The organism is Leeuwenhoekiella sp. W20_SRS_FM14 (assembly GCF_052119605.1).
Lineage (GTDB): Bacteria > Bacteroidota > Bacteroidia > Flavobacteriales > Flavobacteriaceae > Leeuwenhoekiella.
On the sequence record NZ_JBGQOK010000002.1, the window covers coordinates 203,364 to 222,765 of the forward strand.

The 19,402-nt window shown below is 36.1% G+C and carries 21 protein-coding genes and 3 tRNA genes; 7 read left to right on the top strand and 17 right to left on the bottom strand.

From position 1 onward, the window contains the following. Nucleotides 1–15: 15 nt before the first annotated feature. The 6 genes from map to ACEN25_RS04465 form a co-directional block, all read right to left on the bottom strand. Nucleotides 16–834 carry a type I methionyl aminopeptidase gene (map, locus tag ACEN25_RS04440; protein ID WP_441801853.1) on the bottom strand — a complete coding sequence of 273 codons (819 nt, stop codon included), beginning with the start codon at nt 832–834 and terminating at the stop codon, nt 16–18. 97 nt (nt 835–931) lie between these two features. Continuing rightward, nucleotides 932–2,338, bottom strand: coding sequence for a TolC family protein (locus tag ACEN25_RS04445; RefSeq protein WP_441801854.1), 1,407 nt, complete (start codon nt 2,336–2,338; stop codon nt 932–934). After that, a complete protein-coding gene (locus tag ACEN25_RS04450; RefSeq protein WP_441801855.1) occupies nt 2,335–3,684 on the bottom strand; it encodes an HlyD family secretion protein in 1,350 nt (449 codons plus the stop codon). Before ACEN25_RS04450 ends, ACEN25_RS04445 begins: the two co-directional genes overlap by 4 nt. A gap of 6 nt (nt 3,685–3,690) precedes the next feature. Beyond that, nucleotides 3,691–5,358, bottom strand: coding sequence for a peptidase domain-containing ABC transporter (locus tag ACEN25_RS04455; protein WP_441801856.1), 1,668 nt, complete (start codon nt 5,356–5,358; stop codon nt 3,691–3,693). A gap of 13 nt (nt 5,359–5,371) precedes the next feature. Then, a complete protein-coding gene (locus ACEN25_RS04460) occupies nt 5,372–6,046 on the bottom strand; it encodes a TetR/AcrR family transcriptional regulator (protein WP_441801857.1) in 675 nt (224 codons plus the stop codon). Between the two features lie 131 nt (nt 6,047–6,177). Continuing rightward, a complete protein-coding gene (locus tag ACEN25_RS04465) occupies nt 6,178–7,038 on the bottom strand; it encodes a ChaN family lipoprotein (protein ID WP_441801858.1) in 861 nt (286 codons plus the stop codon). 119 nt (nt 7,039–7,157) lie between these two features. Between ACEN25_RS04465 and ACEN25_RS04470 the strand changes: the two genes are divergently transcribed. Continuing rightward, a complete protein-coding gene (locus ACEN25_RS04470; protein WP_441801859.1) occupies nt 7,158–8,276 on the top strand; it encodes a DEAD/DEAH box helicase in 1,119 nt (372 codons plus the stop codon). Between the two features lie 2 nt (nt 8,277–8,278). Here the strand turns inward: ACEN25_RS04470 and ACEN25_RS04475 are convergent, their stop codons facing one another. Beyond that, on the bottom strand, nt 8,279–8,695 hold the full coding sequence (locus ACEN25_RS04475) for a hypothetical protein (RefSeq protein ID WP_441801860.1): 417 nt from the start codon (nt 8,693–8,695) through the stop codon (nt 8,279–8,281). A 56-nt stretch (nt 8,696–8,751) separates the two neighbouring features. Continuing rightward, a complete protein-coding gene (gene trxA / locus ACEN25_RS04480) occupies nt 8,752–9,051 on the bottom strand; it encodes a thioredoxin (protein WP_028374611.1) in 300 nt (99 codons plus the stop codon). Nucleotides 9,052–9,231: 180 nt separating this feature from the next. On the opposite strand from trxA, the gene ACEN25_RS04485 reads away from it, so the two are divergent. Then, the gene (locus tag ACEN25_RS04485; RefSeq protein WP_441801861.1) at nt 9,232–9,879 is read left to right on the top strand and encodes an SDR family oxidoreductase; all 648 of its coding nucleotides are present in this window, start codon (nt 9,232–9,234) and stop codon (nt 9,877–9,879) included. A 101-nt stretch (nt 9,880–9,980) separates the two neighbouring features. Here ACEN25_RS04485 and ACEN25_RS04490 read toward each other — a convergent pair. The 3 genes from ACEN25_RS04490 to ACEN25_RS04500 form a co-directional block, all read right to left on the bottom strand. After that, nucleotides 9,981–10,063 (bottom strand) — tRNA-Leu (locus ACEN25_RS04490). Between the two features lie 60 nt (nt 10,064–10,123). Next, nucleotides 10,124–10,196: transfer RNA gene (locus tag ACEN25_RS04495), tRNA-Lys, on the bottom strand. 76 nt (nt 10,197–10,272) lie between these two features. Then, a tRNA-Lys gene (locus ACEN25_RS04500) sits at nt 10,273–10,348 on the bottom strand. 121 nt (nt 10,349–10,469) lie between these two features. On the opposite strand from ACEN25_RS04500, the gene ACEN25_RS04505 reads away from it, so the two are divergent. Then, nucleotides 10,470–10,988: a shikimate kinase gene (locus ACEN25_RS04505; protein WP_441801862.1), complete on the top strand. Its 519-nt coding sequence runs from the start codon at nt 10,470–10,472 to the stop codon at nt 10,986–10,988. Here ACEN25_RS04505 and ACEN25_RS04510 read toward each other — a convergent pair. Genes ACEN25_RS04510 through ACEN25_RS04520 form a run of 3 tightly spaced genes read right to left on the bottom strand, consistent with a single transcriptional unit; the run spans nt 10,980 to nt 12,461 of the window. Next, complete coding sequence (locus ACEN25_RS04510) at nt 10,980–11,483, bottom strand: phosphoribosyltransferase family protein (protein WP_028374614.1); 504 nt, start codon at nt 11,481–11,483, stop codon at nt 10,980–10,982. The two genes, ACEN25_RS04505 and ACEN25_RS04510, sit on opposite strands and share 9 nt — an antisense overlap. 5 nt (nt 11,484–11,488) lie before the next feature. Next, the gene (locus ACEN25_RS04515; protein WP_441801863.1) at nt 11,489–12,082 is read right to left on the bottom strand and encodes a methyltransferase domain-containing protein; all 594 of its coding nucleotides are present in this window, start codon (nt 12,080–12,082) and stop codon (nt 11,489–11,491) included. After that, entirely contained in the window at nt 12,072–12,461 is a 390-nt protein-coding gene (locus ACEN25_RS04520; RefSeq protein ID WP_441801864.1) for an RNA-binding S4 domain-containing protein, read from the bottom strand. The genes ACEN25_RS04515 and ACEN25_RS04520 overlap by 11 nt, the downstream gene beginning before the upstream one ends. 79 nt (nt 12,462–12,540) lie before the next feature. Between ACEN25_RS04520 and ACEN25_RS04525 the strand changes: the two genes are divergently transcribed. Further along, nucleotides 12,541–13,443: an FKBP-type peptidyl-prolyl cis-trans isomerase gene (locus tag ACEN25_RS04525; protein WP_441801865.1), complete on the top strand. Its 903-nt coding sequence runs from the start codon at nt 12,541–12,543 to the stop codon at nt 13,441–13,443. 93 nt (nt 13,444–13,536) lie between these two features. Here ACEN25_RS04525 and ACEN25_RS04530 read toward each other — a convergent pair whose 3' ends face one another. From ACEN25_RS04530 to ACEN25_RS04540, 3 genes are all read right to left on the bottom strand, one after another. Beyond that, entirely contained in the window at nt 13,537–14,121 is a 585-nt protein-coding gene (locus tag ACEN25_RS04530; protein ID WP_028374618.1) for an outer membrane beta-barrel protein, read from the bottom strand. A gap of 123 nt (nt 14,122–14,244) precedes the next feature. Further along, nucleotides 14,245–15,198, bottom strand: coding sequence for a transketolase family protein (locus ACEN25_RS04535; protein WP_441801866.1), 954 nt, complete (start codon nt 15,196–15,198; stop codon nt 14,245–14,247). Between the two features lie 45 nt (nt 15,199–15,243). Then, nucleotides 15,244–16,089, bottom strand: coding sequence for a transketolase (locus ACEN25_RS04540; RefSeq protein ID WP_441801867.1), 846 nt, complete (start codon nt 16,087–16,089; stop codon nt 15,244–15,246). 193 nt (nt 16,090–16,282) lie between these two features. On the opposite strand from ACEN25_RS04540, the gene tgt reads away from it, so the two are divergent. Genes tgt through ACEN25_RS04555 form a run of 3 tightly spaced genes read left to right on the top strand, consistent with a single transcriptional unit; the run spans nt 16,283 to nt 19,388 of the window. Beyond that, nucleotides 16,283–17,413, top strand: a complete 1,131-nt coding sequence (gene tgt / locus ACEN25_RS04545; protein WP_441801868.1) for a tRNA guanosine(34) transglycosylase Tgt — start codon at nt 16,283–16,285, stop codon at nt 17,411–17,413. Further along, entirely contained in the window at nt 17,414–18,490 is a 1,077-nt protein-coding gene (locus ACEN25_RS04550; RefSeq protein ID WP_028374622.1) for an LptF/LptG family permease, read from the top strand. Further along, nucleotides 18,477–19,388, top strand: a complete 912-nt coding sequence (locus ACEN25_RS04555) for a DMT family transporter (protein WP_441801869.1) — start codon at nt 18,477–18,479, stop codon at nt 19,386–19,388. Before ACEN25_RS04550 ends, ACEN25_RS04555 begins: the two co-directional genes overlap by 14 nt. Nucleotides 19,389–19,402 lie beyond the last annotated feature (14 nt).

Consider the following 19,402-nt stretch of genomic DNA (forward strand, 5'->3'; position numbering starts at 1 on the left):
GGTGTTGATGTTTTGCTAATTTGTAATAGCCTGCGCTCTAAAAGCATCTTCTTCATTGCTTGTAATGCCTAAGGCATCATAAATATACTTAAAAGTTGAAAGAAGTTCTGGTTTACCGTCAATTAAAGCCACATCATGCTCAAAATGAGCACTTGGCTCATTGTCACGCGTTGTAATCGTCCAACCGTCATTATGTTGTTTTATGCGGTGAGTACCTTTGTTAACCATAGGTTCTATGGCGACAACCATACCTTCAATAAATTTTTTACCACGACCTCTTTTTCCGTAGTTAGGCATCTCAGGATCTTCATGCATTTTAGCGCCAAGACCGTGACCTACAAGCTCTCGTACAATACCGTAGCCGTGATCTTCGCAGTATTTTTGAATGGTATAACCCACATCACCTACGCGGTTGCCAAATTTAAATTCTGCAATACCTCTGTATAAAGACTCTTTAGAAACTTCAAGAAGCTTTTTTGTGCTGGGGTCAACCTCGCCTACTTCAAAAGTATAGGCGTGATCACCATAAAATCCGTTTTTTAAAGCACCACAGTCTATTGATATAATATCACCTTCTTCCAAAGGTTTTGAATTAGGAATACCGTGAACGACCTGCTCATTTGGGCTCATACACAACGTATTTGGGAAATCGTATAATCCCAAAAATCCTGGTATTGCCCCGTGATCTCTAATACAGGTTTCAGCTATTTTATCTAGATACAAGGTAGTAACGCCTGGTTTAACTTCAGATGCAAGTGCACCCAGAGTTTTTGAAACAATTAATGCGCTTTCTCGCATTAATTCTATTTCTTCTCTGGTTTTTACAATAATCATGTGTGTCTATTTTACCCTGCAAAGGTACAAAGAATACCTAATTTTAAGTATTACAAATTTGAGTATTAAAACAGAGGTTTTTGTAGCCTATAATTTTCTAAATAGAATTGGGGTTGGTAGCAATCGTCTTAAAGAGGTTAGCTTTTGCTTTATAGAATTTATTTGTGATTTCTATTTGTTTTAACTGGGCATCTATAAGTTTTACTTCTCTAGAATTTATGAGAAAAATAGAACTCTCACCTACCTGATATTTACGTTCTTCAGCATACAGCATGGTCTCATAATTACGTACGAGTTCTGCTGCCAATTTATTTTGTTCTTCCAATACCTCTAACTCTGTAGTAACTGCGCGTAATTTATTCTGAAGTTCTAATTTTGAATTGGTTAATTCAAACTGCGAGTTTTGAACCTTTAACTTAGCCAATTTTAAATCTCCGCGCTCTTTTCTTAAAAACAGTGGCATTTTAAAGCGTAAGCCCGCCTTATAATTTTGAGTGTAAAATGTGCTGAGATCATCACCTTCAGATGAGATAAAGTTGTAATTCACGTCAATAACCGGAAGCAAATTATTAGCTTTTAATTGCCGCTCGAGCTCTAAAGCTTCCACTTTATAATTTAATGAGCGTAATTTAGGATGCTGTTCAAGCTGAAAATTTGCAAGATCAAATCCTGTGATATCTAAAATCTCATCTATAGATAACCCCAATTCTTCCTGCGGAAAAATACCATCCTGAAGTTCTACAGGAATATTATTACCCAGCCATAAAAAGTTAGCCAGTTCAAGTTTCTTCTTGGTATACTCTAATTGAACTTCCCTTAGGTTAAGTGCTCTGCTTTGTACGCTTATGGTTGCTTCGGTAGTATCTATAAGTGGTTTATCTCCTGCTAGAGCGCTGCTTTTTATTCCTCTAAAACGCAATTTTGAATTTTCTAAAAACCGGTCGAAGAGTTTTACCTTTTTATAAGCCTGTAACCATTCAAAATAAGCAACCGAAGCTTCATAGAGCACAACGTTAACTGCAATGTCAAGATCTGCACGTGCCTGCTCCCGATAAATTTTTGCTTGTTTAAGCGTGGTCATACGGTCATTAATCCACAGTCCCTGTCCAAATGATGCAGAAATTCCTGCAGTATACAATCCGTTTTCAGGGACCGTATTTTGTGGATTGAGGTAGTAGCCCTCATTCTGTTCAAACTGTGCTTTTAGATCTATACCATACCAGGTGGGGATTTTAAAAGTTGCATTTAATAAATCATAGTATTCAGTTTCCTTAAATACTTTTTGATCAAAATCAACTTCAATTTTAGGATCAAAACCTCCTCTGGCTTTTAATAGCTTAGCATCCCCGGTCTCTCCAATTAAATTAGCTTGTTTAACTATAGGGTGGTTCTGCTTTACCAGACTTAAATATTCTTTAAATCCTAAAGTTTCTAAACTATCTACCTGAGCACAAAGAGAAGAGCTCAAAGCAAAAAACAGTAGTAAAAAGAATGCCTTTATCATTTTTTTGTAGTTTCAGATTTTGTTGCAGGAGTATAGTAGTCAGGAGGGAAGCCGTTAAGTTTTCGCCAAAGTTCATACCAGATAGGAACATCTTCAAGTAAAGCCATTGTGTTTGCTCCAGAGCCTACACGTAAAGCTTCAGGCCAGGATTGTTCTTCAGGGTCTGGAGCCAGTAGTATTCTGTATTTTCCGTTAGGACTAATATAATTCTCAATGGCAACAACCTTAGCCCCAAAAGTTCCTAAAGAATTATTGGGCCAGCCGCTAAATACGATAGAAGGCCACCCATCAAATTGCACACGCACTTTTTCGTCTAAATGAATAAGAGGTAAGTCTATAGGCTTTACAAATGTTTCTACCGCTATGTCATAATCTGAAGGGGTTATCCCTACCAGTTGCTGCCCTTCTTTAAAAGTCTCACCTATACCACCTATAATAGCTTTATTAATATAACCAGACTGGGGAGCACGTATGTAGTACATATCATTACGTATCTCATAATTGGTACGGCTATTTTCTAACTTACTAACTTCAGCTTCAGAATCATATTGACTAGATTGTGCCGTAGCCCGGTCACTTTGCGCTTTTGATATTTTATCAATATATGTAGCTTCTAATCTATTAAGCTCTATTTCGGCATTTAAAAGTTCATTACGGCTTGCCAGTAATTTATTTTCCTGAGAGATTAGTTTAGCTTCAGTTTCCTGAAGTTTTAATCGCTTTTCTTCAACATCAGTCACTGCTTTTAAGCCTTCTTGTTGTAAACTAAGTGTACGCTCAAACTGCCGCTGTGCAATGCTTAAATTTGTTTTTGCAGCTTCATAATCTATACTATCACTTTTAATTTTTAAGCCAGCCTGTATTCGTTTGTTTTCAGCTTGCTTAAGTTTTAAAATACGCTCATTATTTAATGCAGCGATTTGATTACTCAGCGCAGTTACTTTTTGGGTATAAGACTCAACAGAATTTGTTTTTGCACGCACCTGTAAATCTGTGCGTTCTACAAGATTAGGATCAAAATATTCATTTTTAATTTCAGAAATAAAGAGAATTGTATCTCCTTTTGCTACAAAATCTCCTTCGCGTACATACCATTTTTCAACTCTGCCCGGGATGGGAGATTGTATGGTTTGTGGCCGTTGTTCTGGTGTTAGTGTTGTGACAAATCCTGCCGAGGATATGGTTTGCGTCCACGGTAAAAACAAGATTATTACCAGAATAATCGCAAATACAGCTAAAAATCTGTTGAAGTATGTGTAATGCTCTTTTTCAAGCACCTTAATAGCAGATTTATACTTAGAAAGATCAACCGCTTTATTTAATTTATTGTGAGATATATTAAGCATAGCTATTTAATTTGAAGTTGATATTTTACCGCCATCGAGCCATAATACTCGTTCGCAATAATTTTTCCACATCGCATCTTTGCTGGCAATTATAATTGACCAGGTGTTGGATTTATCAAATAAGAAATTAATTATTCGCTCTTTTTCTTCGGTTGAAAATTTATTAAGAGGTTCTTTAAGTATGAGTATTTTAGGTTTTCGTACGATACTACGGGCCAGAACGATCTTATTTGAAATAGTCTCTGAGATGAACTTCCCTTCGGGCTTTAAAGGGGTATGTAAGCCTAAAGGTTGATTTTTAACAAACTCTGATAAGCCCATTTTCTCTACAGCCCAGTCAATGTCTTTTTGAGGAATTGATTGATCTCCAAAAGTTAGATTTTCTAATAAGGTACCTTCAAAAGGAGTTTCATCAGGGAATGATTGTCCTAGTAATGCACGGTAATGATTTAAGCTAATGCCCTGTATAGATTTATTATTTATAAAGAAATCTCCAGATGTAGGTTCTATAAGTCCTGCTATTATTTTAAGTAACGTAGATTTCCCAGAACCATTAGGACCATTTATAAGCAGGTGTTCACCGGGATTAATATCTAGAGTAATTGCATCTAAAATACTTTTATTATCGCGGTCATCAACGTAGCTTATATTTTTAAGTTCTAGCGTTAAGGAATCAGCGTCTGTAAATGGCGTAGCTAAATTTTGAGATTCTAATTCTTTATCTGATACAGCTCCTACTTTTTCTAAGGCCGTTAATAAATCATAGAAATTCTCAAGTCCCAGAATTAATTTTTCTACTGAATTTATAATGAGCAGGATTATAATTTCTGCTGCTACAAATTGACCTATGTTCATTTGTTGATTAAGTACCAGGATACCGCCTATTAATAAAAGACCCGCTGTAACCAGTACTTTAAAGCCAACCATTTGAATAAACTGAATACGTAAAATTCTAAAGTGACTTTCTCTTGAGTCGATATACTCGCTCACTAAATGGTCATTCTTATTTAAAGCCAAACTAGATTTACCAGAGAGTTTAAAACTTATTAGGGTACGTGCGATTTCCTGAATCCAGTGTACAATTTTGTATTTATACTTAGACTCTGTAAGGCTCGTTTGTAAGCCCGTGCTTCCTGTAAATTTGAAAACCAAATAAATAAGAATTACCAGTAACAACCCGTAAAATATAAAGAAGGGGTGGTAAAACGATAATAGTATTAAACCAAAAATAATTTGCACCATCGCCGCCGGAAAATCAAGAACTAGCTTGTAAAGACCTTTTTGTATGGTAAGTACATCAAAGAAACGGTTTGCAAGTTCTGGTGGGTAATAATCCCGAAGCTCACTCATTTTAATTTTGGGGAATCTGTAGGTAAACTCAAACGAGGCCCTCGTAAATATTTTTTGCTGAATATTTTCTACTATGCGTATTTGCATAAGTTGAAGTGCTCCTACAAAGGCTACTCCCAGCGTTACCAGAACTACCAGCACAATCCACGAGGTGCTAATTTGTGCACCTTGAATTAGGTTTACAATTGCTTGAATTCCTAACGGAAGCGAAAGACTTACAATACCTGCAAAAATCGCATAATACAATATTTGTAAAAAGTCTTTGCGCTCTAGCTTTAATAGCCCTACGAAACGTTGCCAGGGCGTGTATGATTTCTTATCCATAGTTAATAGGGAGTTATGAATTTAATAGTGTTGAGGTAAGATGTATAAAATACTGAGATGGCGATGTGCTGGCATTACAATCTGTTAAAGAAGTAAAATGGTCTATTAAAAAATGCTGATGTAGAGATCCTGCCATTATAGTGCTCGCTAAACTTGCAGGATATGGGTAGTCTGAGTTTACATCACTTATCATCGTTTTTAAACGGCCAGATAAGCGTTTATAAATTACAAAATAACCTTCTTTATTTTCATTATCAACCTCCTTTGTTAAGTAAGATTTTGAGTACTCGTTTATAACAATTTTGCTTAGAGCAACCTCATTAATATGCGAGAATAATTGATCTTGTTCAACCCTTCGGGTAAGAATCTCTATGGCCTTTGTTAGTTTTTCACTGGCATTTGTGATGTTTACCGTTGCAAATACTAACTGATATTCTTTCCATCCCCAATACCATGAGGTGAGATAAACCAGAAACTTGTGTTTATTTTCAAAATATCTATAAATAGAGCTTTCATTAGATTGAATGCGATCACCTAGTTTTTTAAAGGTAAAATTATCAAAACCTAATTCATCAATAAGTAGAATGCCGTCTTCAATGATACGCTTACCTAATTTTGAGGACTCTGGGTCCTTTAAATAGATCCCTTCATTAATGGTGATCCTAATATTTTTGAGTAACTCATTCATAAAAAATTATTTTGGTTGCAAATATAATAGTATTACTATCATTTATGAATGTTTCACACTTTTTTAACTCGTTTTTATTTCTGCGAGTTTAAATCTTAGGTGTTTAATTATTTATTTAAACGTTTTAAAGCCTAATACGTGGTGGTCATATCTGCATCAATTACGATAATAAAATCGGCTTGATTGATGTAATTATCTTCTAATGTTTCTAGATTTTCCTGAGAAACGCTAGTGATTGTAACATATTTATGATGAGAAGCTTGCTGTTTTAGGTACCACAATATGCCTTCGTGATAATCACTATGATAAGAGCCATTGTAATGTATAAAAACGTGATCATTTTCTAGATTTTTTAAGATGAAATGAGCCATTGTAGCATCTTTTATCGCCTGAGCCATCACTAATTGTGGACTACCGTGCTCTCCCATCATTTTTAAAATTTCTTTGTAACGGGGTAAATTAGGCTCAAATAAGATAGGTAAAGGAGCTATAAATTGTTTTTCAGTAGGTGGTAAACTGTCTAAAACTTCAAATCCCTGTTTATATACCCTACTTGCATAGATACGTGGGATATTTGTTGCAATAAATTTTAAATTTTTGGCTTTAGCAAAATCAAGAAGCGGCTGGTAATCCGTTTTATGATTAACCCAGAGGCGGGCAGAACTGGTAAACTCTTTAATACTAAGACTATCTTTTAAATAGGCATTGACTGCAGTTTGATTATCTGTTTCAATCATTTCTGCGCCTAATGTGAGGTTTTTTGTTTCGGCTAAATCTTTTGTTACTTCTAATTCTAACCAATGCACGATAGGGTTGTCGTGCATTTCACCAAATAAAATAATGTCTTTTTGATTTTTTAAAGAATCAAGCATCGCTCGATAGGTTACTTTTTTACCTTCAGCATTAAATAATTGATAAGCAGGCTTGTTTTGAGATTGCGCTGTTTTGCAGTTAAGAAGTAATAAAAAGCTATAAATTAGAAGTAAACGCATAGTTGAGTTTTTAGATTTTAAAAATACAAGAATAAAATAGGTGCTAAATACCCTAATCTTAATTTCTTATTACTGTTTTAGTACCTGTGTTGACTATCTTTGCGCTTCAAAATTTTACCATGGCAGACAATTTTAAAGAGCTTGGCCTAAGTGCCGGCTTGATTAAGGGACTTACAGAACTTGGGATAATAAATCCTACACCTATTCAACAAGAAGTCATTCCTATTCTATTACAGGAAAAGACCCATCTTGTGGGACAGGCGCAAACGGGTACCGGTAAAACCGCTGCTTATGGCTTACCCATTTTAGAGCGCATAAATGCTAAGAAAAAGAACATACAGGCTCTAATATTATGCCCTACACGGGAGCTGTGTCAACAAGTGGCAAAGCAATTGTTTAGGTATACAAAATATACAGATAAGATATTCACTGAAGCTATTTACGGAGGTGAAAAAATAGATATTCAAATCAAAAATTTGTTGCGTCCCACACATATCGTAGTAGCTACGCCGGGAAGACTTATAGATTTGCTAAACCGAAAAATAATTGATCTTTCTTACGTGAATACTGTTGTACTTGACGAAGCAGATGAGATGTTGAGTATGGGATTTAAGCAGCAATTAGATGAGATTTTAAATGCTGTAAAAAATGTAGATAATAAATGGTTATTTTCTGCAACGATGCCGCACGGAATTAAGCAGATTGTAAATGAGCACATGTCTCCTGAAGCGCATCGTATTCAAATAAGTAAAGATGTGGTGAATAAGAATATAGACCATAAATTTTTGCAATGCGAAGAAACAGATAAGTTGCCTATACTGCTAGATTTTTTAAAAACCAGAGGCGATGAGCGCGGTATTATTTTTTGTAAAACTAAAGCGGCAGCGACGAAGTTAGCAAAGCAACTCATAGCAAAAAATATAGCTGCAGAAGCTTTGCAGGGTGATATGCTGCAAAAAGAGCGCGATAAAGTAATGCGTGCTTTTAAGAATGAAAGTTTACGTCTTCTGGTTGCTACAGATATAGCAGCACGGGGTCTTGATGTACAGGATTTGACTTTTGTAATTCATTACCAAATGCCAGATCAGGAAGAATACTATACCCATAGAAGTGGTAGAACGGCCAGAGCCGGTAAAGAGGGTCTTTCTCTAGCTTTAGTGACTACTAAGGAGCTGCGTATCTTGCGTAGTTATGAAAAGTCTTTGCAAATAGGTTTTGGAGAAGTTAAAAGTAGATAGATCTAAACGGGACTGTACCAGAATAAACTCCATATAAACAGGAAGGTCCATAGTACAGTTCTAATCCAATTTAATCTAACCAGACGTTGAGGGGTTTCTTTCGCTGCAGTTTTTGTGGCTATACTGTTATGTAGTGGTACAAATTGAATGAAGGTAGACAGCCACAATGCGATAACCACAAATCCACTGGCCAGCGTATAAACTGTAACTGCATTTATAAGTTGTACTGCGGTAACTAATAGTTGGCCTATCATCAATGGCATTACAATATATGATAGTTGGGTAGTGTATTTTTTATGCCAAACAACCAGATCTGTATCAGAATAGTAGCAAAAACCGGGATAAATTACTAATTGCACTAGCCAGATAAGGACAAGCATTCCGGTATCAAGCAATACTCTTATCAAATCTAAAGACATAAACCTGGTTCGTTGTAAGCTTTAAATTTAATAAAAGAGTTGTTGCTAATATGGATTTACGAATGGTTTTCTATGACCTGTTTTAGATCTGCTCTGGTAAGCACTCCACTTTGTCGCCAAAGTTGCTTACCATTTTTAAAAAGCATTAGGGTAGGAACACCACGCACTTGAAATTTTTGAGCGAGCGCCTGATTTTTATCTACATCAACCTTAATGATTTTTACTTTTTCGCCTAAATCTTTTTTTACATCTTCAAGTATAGGAGCAAGGGTCTGGCAGGGGCCACACCAGGTCGCATAAAAATCAATCAACACCGGTGTTGATGATTCGGTTAAATTGCCAAAGGTTGTTTTCATACCTGCAAAGCTAGGAGTTTCTATTCAATCTCAAAATGCTTTAACTACTTCTTAATACTATCCTAATGCCAGCGTTAAAGGGCGTTAAGAAAAATTCTGATGCTTAATCTATTTACTAAATTTACGGTAAATACTAATATAAAATCTAAGTCGGTTTTTGACTTTAAAAACATATAAACTATGAATACGAGTAAAGAGAATATTTTAGTTGCAGGAGCAAACGGTACAACCGGAAAGCAAATTATAAGTTATTTAAAAGAATCTCAATACTACAACCCGGTTGCCATGGTGCGTAAAGAAGAGCAACAGGAGCAATTTAAAATGCAAAATGTTGATACGGTGCTGGGTGATTTAGAAAAAGATCTTTCACACGTTGTAGAAGGTATTGATAAAGTAATTTTTGCGGCAGGTTCTGGAGGAAGTACAGGTCCCGAAAAAACAACTGCTGTTGATCAGGAAGGAGCAAAAAGTTTAATAGATGTTTCTAAAAAGGCTGGTATTAAAAAGTTTGTAATGTTGAGTTCAATAAATGCAGATAAGCCGGAAACAGGAGGAGAGTTAGAGCATTATCTTGAAGCTAAGCAAAATGCAGATAACCACTTAAAAAATAGCGGTTTATTATACAGTATCGTGCGCCCGGGAACTTTAAAAAATGAAAAGGGCACTCGTAAAATCACAGCTGCAGAAAAAGTTGATATGGGTAAAATTACCCGTGATGACGTTGCTTATACCTTAGTGCACGTTTTAAATGATGATATAGCGCAGAATGCAGTTTTTGAAATGATTGAAGGTGATGAGCGTATTGAAGATGCTCTAAAAGCTTTTTAAAACTCAATTTCAATTAATCAAAATCTAAAAGAATAATTAGACAATAGCCTATTAAAAATCAAAATCCCCTGTAAACTTTATGTTTACAGAGGATTTTTTTGTACCCGGAATGGGACTTGAACCCACACGTACAGAGTACACACGGCCCTCAACCGTGCCTGTCTACCAATTCCAGCATCCGGGTGTTTAAATCAAAATTAGTTTAAAAAATAAAACCAGACCTTAAGATCTGGTTTTATTCTCGTGACTTGGCTGGGGCTCGAACCCAGGACCCTCTCCTTAAAAGGGAGATGCTCTGCCAACTGAGCTACCAAGTCTTTTACAACTCAGATTTGTTTAAAATCTTACCGATTTTAAAAAGTAAAACCAGACGTTGAGATCTGGTTTAAAATATGGTGACTTGGCTGGGGCTCGAACCCAGGACCCTCTCCTTAAAAGGGAGATGCTCTGCCAACTGAGCTACCAAGTCTTTCCTTAAATGCGGCTGCAAATATACATCCATTTTTTTAATCTTACCAAGCCTTTTTGTAATAAATTTGAATAAAATAGTAAGTCAGGGCTTAGGCTTCTGAAAATCAGTAATTTTAAGCATGAAAATATATTTAATAGGCTATATGGGTTCCGGTAAATCTACTTTAGGGAAGATTTTAGCTGCCGAAAAAAAGATGAATTTTATAGATTTTGACGACTATGTAGCGCAAAAAGAAGGAAGATCTATCAAACAAATCTTTGAGGAAAAGGGAGAAATTTATTTTAGAATACGAGAATCTCAATATTTAGATGAGCTGCTTGTAGGTTTTGACAATACCATAATTAGTTTAGGTGGTGGGACACCGTGTTATGGTGACGCTATAGATCGTATAAAGGCCGCAGATGGCATTTCGGTTTATATTAATGTAAGTGTAGGGGAATTGACCCAAAGGTTGTGGACGCAGCGGGATCATAGACCTGTTCTTAAGCACCAGGAAACTCAAGAGAAGTTAGAAGAGTTTATACGTAAGCATTTATTTGAACGTAGTTTTTATTACAATCAAGCGACTATAAAGCTTCTTGTAAATAATCGTTCTATACCTGAGTTGATAGATGAATTAAAAATGCGTCTATTCTAATATAGCAGAATCTTTACCAGGCTTAAATCTAACCTTAACACGTTCTTGTAGTGATGTGCTTAGTGAAATGCCTTTGTAATCTGCTTTAACAGGATATTTTTTGTGGTTTCGGTTTACGAGCACTGCTGTTTTAAATTGCTTAAGGGGTACATCTAGAAAATGCTTTACCCCATAAATTAAAGTTGTGCCCGAGTTTAAGACATCGTCAATAAGTACTAAAGACTTATTTTGATATTCGCTTTCTGTAAGTGAGGTTGTAACCGTTCCTTGAGGTGCAGTTTTATTCATAGTAACCTTACAGAGCGTACAGTTGAGGTCAGAAATATCTTCTAAAATAACTTTTAAACGTTCTGCAATTACATAACCGTTTTGTGCAACTCCTGCTAAAATGAGTTCTTTCTCATTTACATTGCTTTCATAAATCTGATAGGCAATTCTGCGTATTTTATTTTGAATATCTTCATGATTAAGAATTGTTTGTACGGCAGTTTTCATAAGATTTAATTAGCGGGTTGCTGTTTGCTTTCAAATATAAAAAAGAGTTCGTTGCCTCGACGAGGTTTTATAGAATTATAATAAGGCTCTAATTTTTTTATAGTAAATACTTCGGAAAATAACTTATGATATTCTAATTCACTTCCTCCAAAGGGTGGACCTTTTTCTGTAAGCGGAAAATTGAAAAGTAATCCCACAATTTTTCCGGAAGGTTTTAATAATTGAGACATATGTCGTGCGTAATCTGATCGTAAGTCTGGGTCTAGTGCACAAAAAAAAGTTTGCTCAATAATGAGGTCATAAGTTTCAGAATAAGCAAAGAAATCACCTTCTATAAACTGCGAATCTGGTACATCAGGTAAATGAGTCTTTAAGTTTTGTAATGCTGAAGCAGAAAGATCTAACACCGTCACATTGGTAAAGCCTTGTTTATATAAATATATTGCCTCGTGACCAAAGCCAGCTCCCGGAATTAAAATTTTGAGATCTTTTTGTGTCAATTGGTCAAAATATGCAGCTAACGGATCTGAGGCGTACCCTATATCCCAACCGGTATTTTGCTCGACATACCTGCTTTCCCAATAGTTTTTATTCAACATCTTCAAAAAAATCATCTGTATCCTGAAAATCATCGAGATCCCTACGATCTTTCTTAGTAGGTCGCCCTGTTCCGCGTTTGCGGTAATAATCTTTAGAATATTTAAGGAGGTCTAGTTTTTCCAGATTTTCCGCAGGTGTTTTATCTTTAACATATAGACCTACAAATTTAGCGCCCACACGGCTGGGCGGGTGCTCTATGACTTCAAGAACATAGTCAACCTGATTTTTTCTAACCTGTATAGTGTCTGACGGAAAAACCTCTCGTGAAGGTTTAACTGCAACATCATTAATTTTAACCTGTCCTTTTTTGCAGGCATTCGTAGCTATAGAACGTGATTTAAAGTACCGTATACACCACAAATATTTGTCAACTCGCATAATCTATCGCTTTAAAGCTCGTTTTTAATAACACAAAAATAGCGCAAAATTGTATCTTGCGCGACCTAAAAGGAATATGATGAATATGATTAGAAATGTGATTGTGGCTGTTTTAGGCCTGTTTATTTTAGCCTCGTGTAGTAAAGATGATGATTCTGTAGAAGTTACTCCACCACGCGATCGGGGGGAAGTAGAGGTAGAAAGTCAGGCAAATTTAAAAGCCTATTTAAATACCCATTTTTATAATTATGAGGAATTTGAAGCTAAAGAAGATGGCTTTAATTATAAAATTGTTTTTGATACGATAAGTGGTGTTAATTCAGACAAAACGCCCTTAATGTCTCAGGTTATTACAGAAAAGTTCACGTATCTGGATACTGAGTATACCCTTTATACATTAGTAGCAAGAGAGGGTGCTGGTATACAGCCTACGTTTGCAGATTCTACCTTTGTGAATTATCAAGGTAATGTCGTGGGTGGAGATAAATTTGATAGCTCAGTAACACCACTTTGGTTTGATTTAACGCAAGTAGTATTTGGATTTGCTAACGGTTTGAAAAATCTTAAAGCAGGTACTCAGTTTAGCCAAAATGCAGATGGCTCTGTAAGTTTTGGTAATGATTATGGTATAGGTGCTGTTTTTATTCCTAGTGGGTTAGCATATTTTAATGGTTCAGGCACTGGCTATAGCGCATACTCAGATCTTGTTTTTACATTTGACCTTTATCGAGCTGTAGAAGACACAGATGATGATAATGATGGCGTTCCCAATTGGAAAGAAGATATTAATGGAAATAATTTCTTAAACGAAATCGAAGATGATAGTGATGGTGATAATATTCCGGACTATTTAGATACAGATGACGATGGTGATGGTACTCTTACGCGAGATGAGATAGTTATTAATGCAGATGGTACAATAACCTACACAGATTCTAATAATGATGGTACTCCAGACTATTTAGATCCTGATGTGAACTAGTTTTTTTGTTTAACTAGATGCAATAAAAAATCCCCGCAAGATCTAATCTTGCGGGGATTTTTTTATCACTTTAATCTTTCGGTTTTACTAACCTTATAGATTTAGCGATAAACTTAAGATCAATTGGTCTGGTCGTGTATCTATGCGAGATCCATTAGTGATTATTCCGTTAGTGTCTAAAAACTCTGCTTCGTTATCTCCAAAGCCTCTTTCATAACGTAAATCAATTCCTAGTTTACCCAGAGAAACTCCGGCTCCAACATTAAGTCCTACTGTAAAATCATTTTTTACATCTCCTAAAGTCAGGCCATCATAGTCTGTGTCTAGTATATATTGTAATGAAGGTCCTGCAAATACGTTGAGCGGTCCAAAAACTTCGTAACCTATTAATAAAGGTGCGTCTAATTTTTGCATACTAAAATCGGAATCTTCATAAGTAGAATTAAGCTTTGTATAAACCAGCTCTGGTCTAAAATAGAGTTTGTCTCCGGTACGTCCAAAAACTCCTACGTGATAGCCTATATCACTACTTGGATTCTCGTATGCGTTCTTTGCAGAGTCACTTATGTCCCCCGTTCCGCCATAGTTAAGACCGGCTTTTATACCAAAGCCCGGGTCTGATTGTGCGTGTGCTGCACCGGCAGCTAAAAATAAAATTCCTAAAAATAAATTCTTCATATCGGTTGTATTGTGCTCTTCTTATTTTTCTAGAGCCGTTAAAATTAAGTTTGGTTTATTTAAAAACCTTCTAATTTTTTGGGTGATAGAGGTAAACACTTTTAGGAATTATCCTTAAAATGTTTACTTTCTTGTCAGCACCTTATTAACGGCTTCAATAATAGATTTAGTATTTAAACCATATTTTGCCATAAGTTCAGCAGGAGTTCCGCTTTCGCCAAAAGTATCATGTGTTGCCACAAATTCCTGAGGAGCAGGGTCATTAGTAGCAAGTACGCGCGCAACGCTTTCGCCTAAACCACCTAAAAAATTATGCTCTTCACAGGTAACAATACATCTGGTTTTCTTTACAGAATTTAAGATTGCTTCTTCGTCTAGCGGCTTAATGGTGTGAATGTTTATAACTTCAGCGCTAATTCCTTTTTCATTTAATTCTTCTGCAGCTTTAATGGCTTCCCAGACTAAGTGACCGGTAGCAATAATAGTTACATCAGAACCGTCAAGTAAATGCAACGCTTTTCCTATTTCAAATTTCCCATCTTTTTCTGTGAAATTTGCTACGCTAGGACGACCAAAACGTAAATAAACAGGTCCATCGTGATCTGCGATCGCGATAGTGGCTGCTTTGGTTTGATTGTAATCACAAGTATTGATTACGGTCATACCTGGTAACATTTTCATTAATCCTAAATCTTCAAGAATTTGATGCGTAGCACCATCTTCACCTAAGGTTAGACCAGCGTGAGAAGCACATATTTTTACGTTTTTACCAGAATATGCCACACTTTGACGTATCTGATCGTAAACACGACCTGTAGCAAAGTTTGCAAAAGTAGTAGCATAAGGTATTTTACCACCTATAGTCATACCCGCAGCCATACCTATCATATTAGCTTCAGCGATACCCGTCTGAAAAAAACGTTCGGGGTGATTTTTTTCAAAGTCATTCAGTTTTAAAGAACCAGTAAGGTCTGCACAAAGAGCAACCACATTTTCATGAGTCTTTCCGAGTTCATCCATACCCGCACCAAAACCTGAACGTGTATCTATATTTCCTGAGTTTATATATTTTTTCATGAATGTATTTTTAAATTGTTAGAAACGTTTGGTGTGTTTTGTAAATTAATAATCACCTAATGTTTCCGGGTTTTGACTTAATGCATTTTCAAGTTGCTCATCACTTGGTGCTTTACCGTGCCATGCGTGAGTACCCATCATAAAATCAACACCATTACCCATTATAGTATGTAATAAAATACAAACAGGTTTTCCTTTTCCGGTTAATGATTTTGCTTTGTTTAAGCCTTCTACTACAGCAGTTATATCGTTTCCTTTTTCAACATCAATAACTTCCCAGCCAAATGCTTCAAACTTAGCGCGAATACTCCCCATGTTTAACACGTGATCTGTACTCCCGTCTATTTGTTGTCCGTTTAAATCTATTGTAGAAATAAGGTTGTCAACTTTATTTGCAGAAGCATACATTATTGCTTCCCAGTTTTGACCTTCTTGCAGTTCACCATCACCGTGTAAAGAATATACTAAGTTAGGATCTCCGTTTAATTTTTTTGTTTGAGCAGCACCTAAGGCTACACTCATTCCCTGACCCAGTGAACCTGAGGCAATACGAATTCCCGGTAAACCTTCGTGAGTTGTAGGGTGGCCCTGAACGCGTGAATTTATTTTTCTGAATGTATTTAATTCTTCTACAGGAAAGTAACCAGATCTAGCCAAAACGCTATAGAAAACTGGTGAGATATGACCGTTAGACAAGAAGAATAAATCCTCATCTTTTCCGTCCATATCAAAACCTTCTTTACGCTTCATTACTTCTTGATATAAGGCGACAAAAAATTCTGCACAACCTAAAGATCCTCCCGGGTGACCAGAGTTCACTCCATGTACTTGCCTTACGATGTCTCTTCTTACCTGAGAAACAAAATCCTCTAATTGTTTTGTGTTTGGCATTTTTATTAAGTTAAAATTGAACTTCAAAAATACCGTTTTTGAATAGGGATTACAATCAATAACCTATATATTACTAAGCTTTTAAGGAAAATTAAGAAGTTTTCATTTTCTACTGCGTAATTAGCATTATGACCCGTTGTCTTTCCCATCTATCTGTTAAATAGTTTTATCTTTGCCCTCTCTAAATTAAGCTATGCAATTTAATCTTCTTAATACTGACGCAGGCAGTCAAGCGCGCGCAGGTACCCTTACAACAGATCACGGCACTATAGAAACTCCTATTTTTATGCCGGTAGGCACAGTAGGTACAGTAAAAGGTGTACATCAACGAGAGCTTAGAGAAGATATCAACCCTGATATCATTTTGGGTAACACCTATCATTTATACCTGCGTCCTCAAATAGATGTTCTGGAGAAGGCCGGTGGTTTACATAAGTTTATGAACTGGGATCGTAATATCTTGACAGATAGTGGCGGTTACCAGGTATATTCTCTTTCTGCAAATCGCAAGATTAAAGAAGAAGGTGTGAAGTTTAAATCACATATAGACGGGTCTATGCACCTGTTTACGCCAGAGCGCGTGATGGAAATTCAGCGTAGTATAGGTGCAGATATTATTATGGCATTTGATGAGTGTACTCCCTATCCTTGTGATTATAATTATGCAAAACGATCTATGCATATGACACACCGCTGGTTAGATCGTTGCATAAATCATCTCGATAAAACGCCGGTTAAATATGGTTATGATCAGGCGTTTTTTCCTATTGTACAGGGGAGTACCTATAAAGATTTAAGAAAACAATCTGCGGAATATATAGCAAATGCAGGAGCGGTAGGGAATGCGATAGGCGGACTCTCAGTAGGGGAGCCTGCTGAAGAAATGTATGCAATGACCGAAATTGTTACTGCAATTCTTCCGAAGGAAAAACCGCGATACCTTATGGGTGTAGGTACACCTATAAATATTTTAGAAAATATTGCGTTAGGTATAGATATGTTTGACTGTGTGATGCCAACCCGTAATGGTAGAAATGGTACTTTATTTACGCAACACGGTACCATTAATATTAAGAACAAGAAGTGGGAAGCAGATTTTTCACCATTAGATCCAGATGGGACGACCTGGGTAGATCAAGAATATTCTAAAGCTTATGTACGTCATCTTTTTAGTGTAAATGAGATTCTGGGAAGACAAATAGGAACAATACACAACTTAGGCTTTTATATGTGGCTGGTACGTGAGGCACGTAAACATATTATCGCGGGAGATTTTTATTCCTGGAAAGAAAAAATGGTGAAACAAATGGACAAAAGGTTGTAAATGAAAATCCTAGACTGGTACATTCTTAAGCGTTATCTGGGTACATTTATCATGATGCTTGTTTTGTTTATTCCTATAGGGATAACTGTAAATCTTGCCGAAAAGATAGATAAGATGCTTGCCAATGAAGTGCCTTTTCTGGAAGTGGCATTATATTACCTAAACTTTACGGTGTACTTCGCAAACCTACTGTTTCCGTTGTTTTTATTTTTATCTGTTATCTGGTTTACTTCAAAGTTGGCAAACAACACCGAAGTAATTGCTTTTTTAAGTTCTGGTGTTTCTTTTTACAGATTCCTTCGTCCGTATCTAATAGGAGCAACAATTGTTTGTGTAGGTGCTTATATTTTAGGTACGTATTTAGCACCGGCAGCGAGCAGGGGATTTAATGAGTTTTCATATGAATACTTAAAAAATAACAAAGCAGATCGCGAAACCAGAAATGTATATCGCCAGATAAATGACAATGACTTTATCTACGTGAGCCGTTTTACTCCTTCAAGTAAAATGGGACAGAATTTTACCTTAGAACACTTTGAAGACAATACCTTAAAATACAAAATTCAAGCCCGTAGTATTGTTTACAGACCTGAAGATACCTTATATCGACTTAACGGATACAAAAAACGAATCATAGGTAAAGAAGGTGATATTTTAATAAGCGAGACAAAACTAGATACCCTTTTTGCTTTTGATCTCGAAGATTTGACTCCGTTAGAATATATCGCAGAAACGCTAACAACGCCAAAACTACGCGAGTTTATAGCTAAGGAAAAAGCAAGAGGATCTTCTGCTATAAACCGGTATGAAGTCACTTTATATAAACGTTTCAGTTTGCCGGTAAGTGCCTATATACTTACAATAATAGCGGTAGCGGTTTCTTCTATGAAACGTAGAGGAGGTATGGGTATCAACCTTGCTTTAGGAATCTCGCTGGCATTTATATTTATATTCTTTGATAAAGTTTTTGGTACGATTTCAGAGCAATCTGATTTTTCTCCTATGGTAGCTGTTTGGTTGCCTAATGTTCTCTTTGGTATTTTAGCCATTTATCTGCTTAATAATGCAAAACGATAGTTTAAAAAGCTACCTCCACTTTCACTTTATTGTATTTATCTGGGGGTTTACAGCAGTTTTAGGTGCGCTTATTACCGTAGATACAGTAGCGCTGGTTTGGTATAGAATGCTTATCGCTTCATTTTTTATTTACCTATATATACGGTACAAAAAAATACCGCTTAAAACAACACGGTCAAATCAGTTAAAGCTTACCGCTGCCGGGATTATTATTGCATTACACTGGCTAACCTTTTTTGGTGCTATAAAGCTTGCCAATGTTTCTATAACCCTGGCAATGATGAGTACAGGTGCTTTTTTTACAAGCATTCTCGAACCTATATTTTATAAGCGGAAAGTGATCTGGTATGAGATAATTTTTGGGCTATTTGTAATTGCGGGTTTGTATCTCATATTTGAAGTAGAAACCCGATATACTGAAGGTATTATTGTAGCTTTAGTTTCGGCTTTATTATCTGCAATTTTCACCTTGATCAATGGCAAATTTGTTCAAAAACACAATCCTGTTGTCATTTCCTTTTATGAGCTTCTAACCGGTACTTTATTTATAACTGTTTTTCTGTTGTTTACCGCACGCTTTGATGCTGAGTTTTTTCAGTTAAAGCAATCAGACTGGTTTTATATCTTAATATTGTCTACCATTTGTACCTCATATGCATTTATAGCAGCCATTAAAGTGATGAAGCATTTAACGCCCTACACGGTAATGCTCACTACAAATATGGAGCCTGTATATGGGATAATATTAGCATTTTTAATTCTGGGAGACGCAGAAGATATGAATACAGGATTCTATTATGGTGCACTTTTGATCCTATTAACCGTAATAGGTAATGGTATTTTAAAAATGCAACGTAAACGGCGCAACGCCCGACTTTTAAAAAAACAAGTAGAATAATTAAGATAGCTACA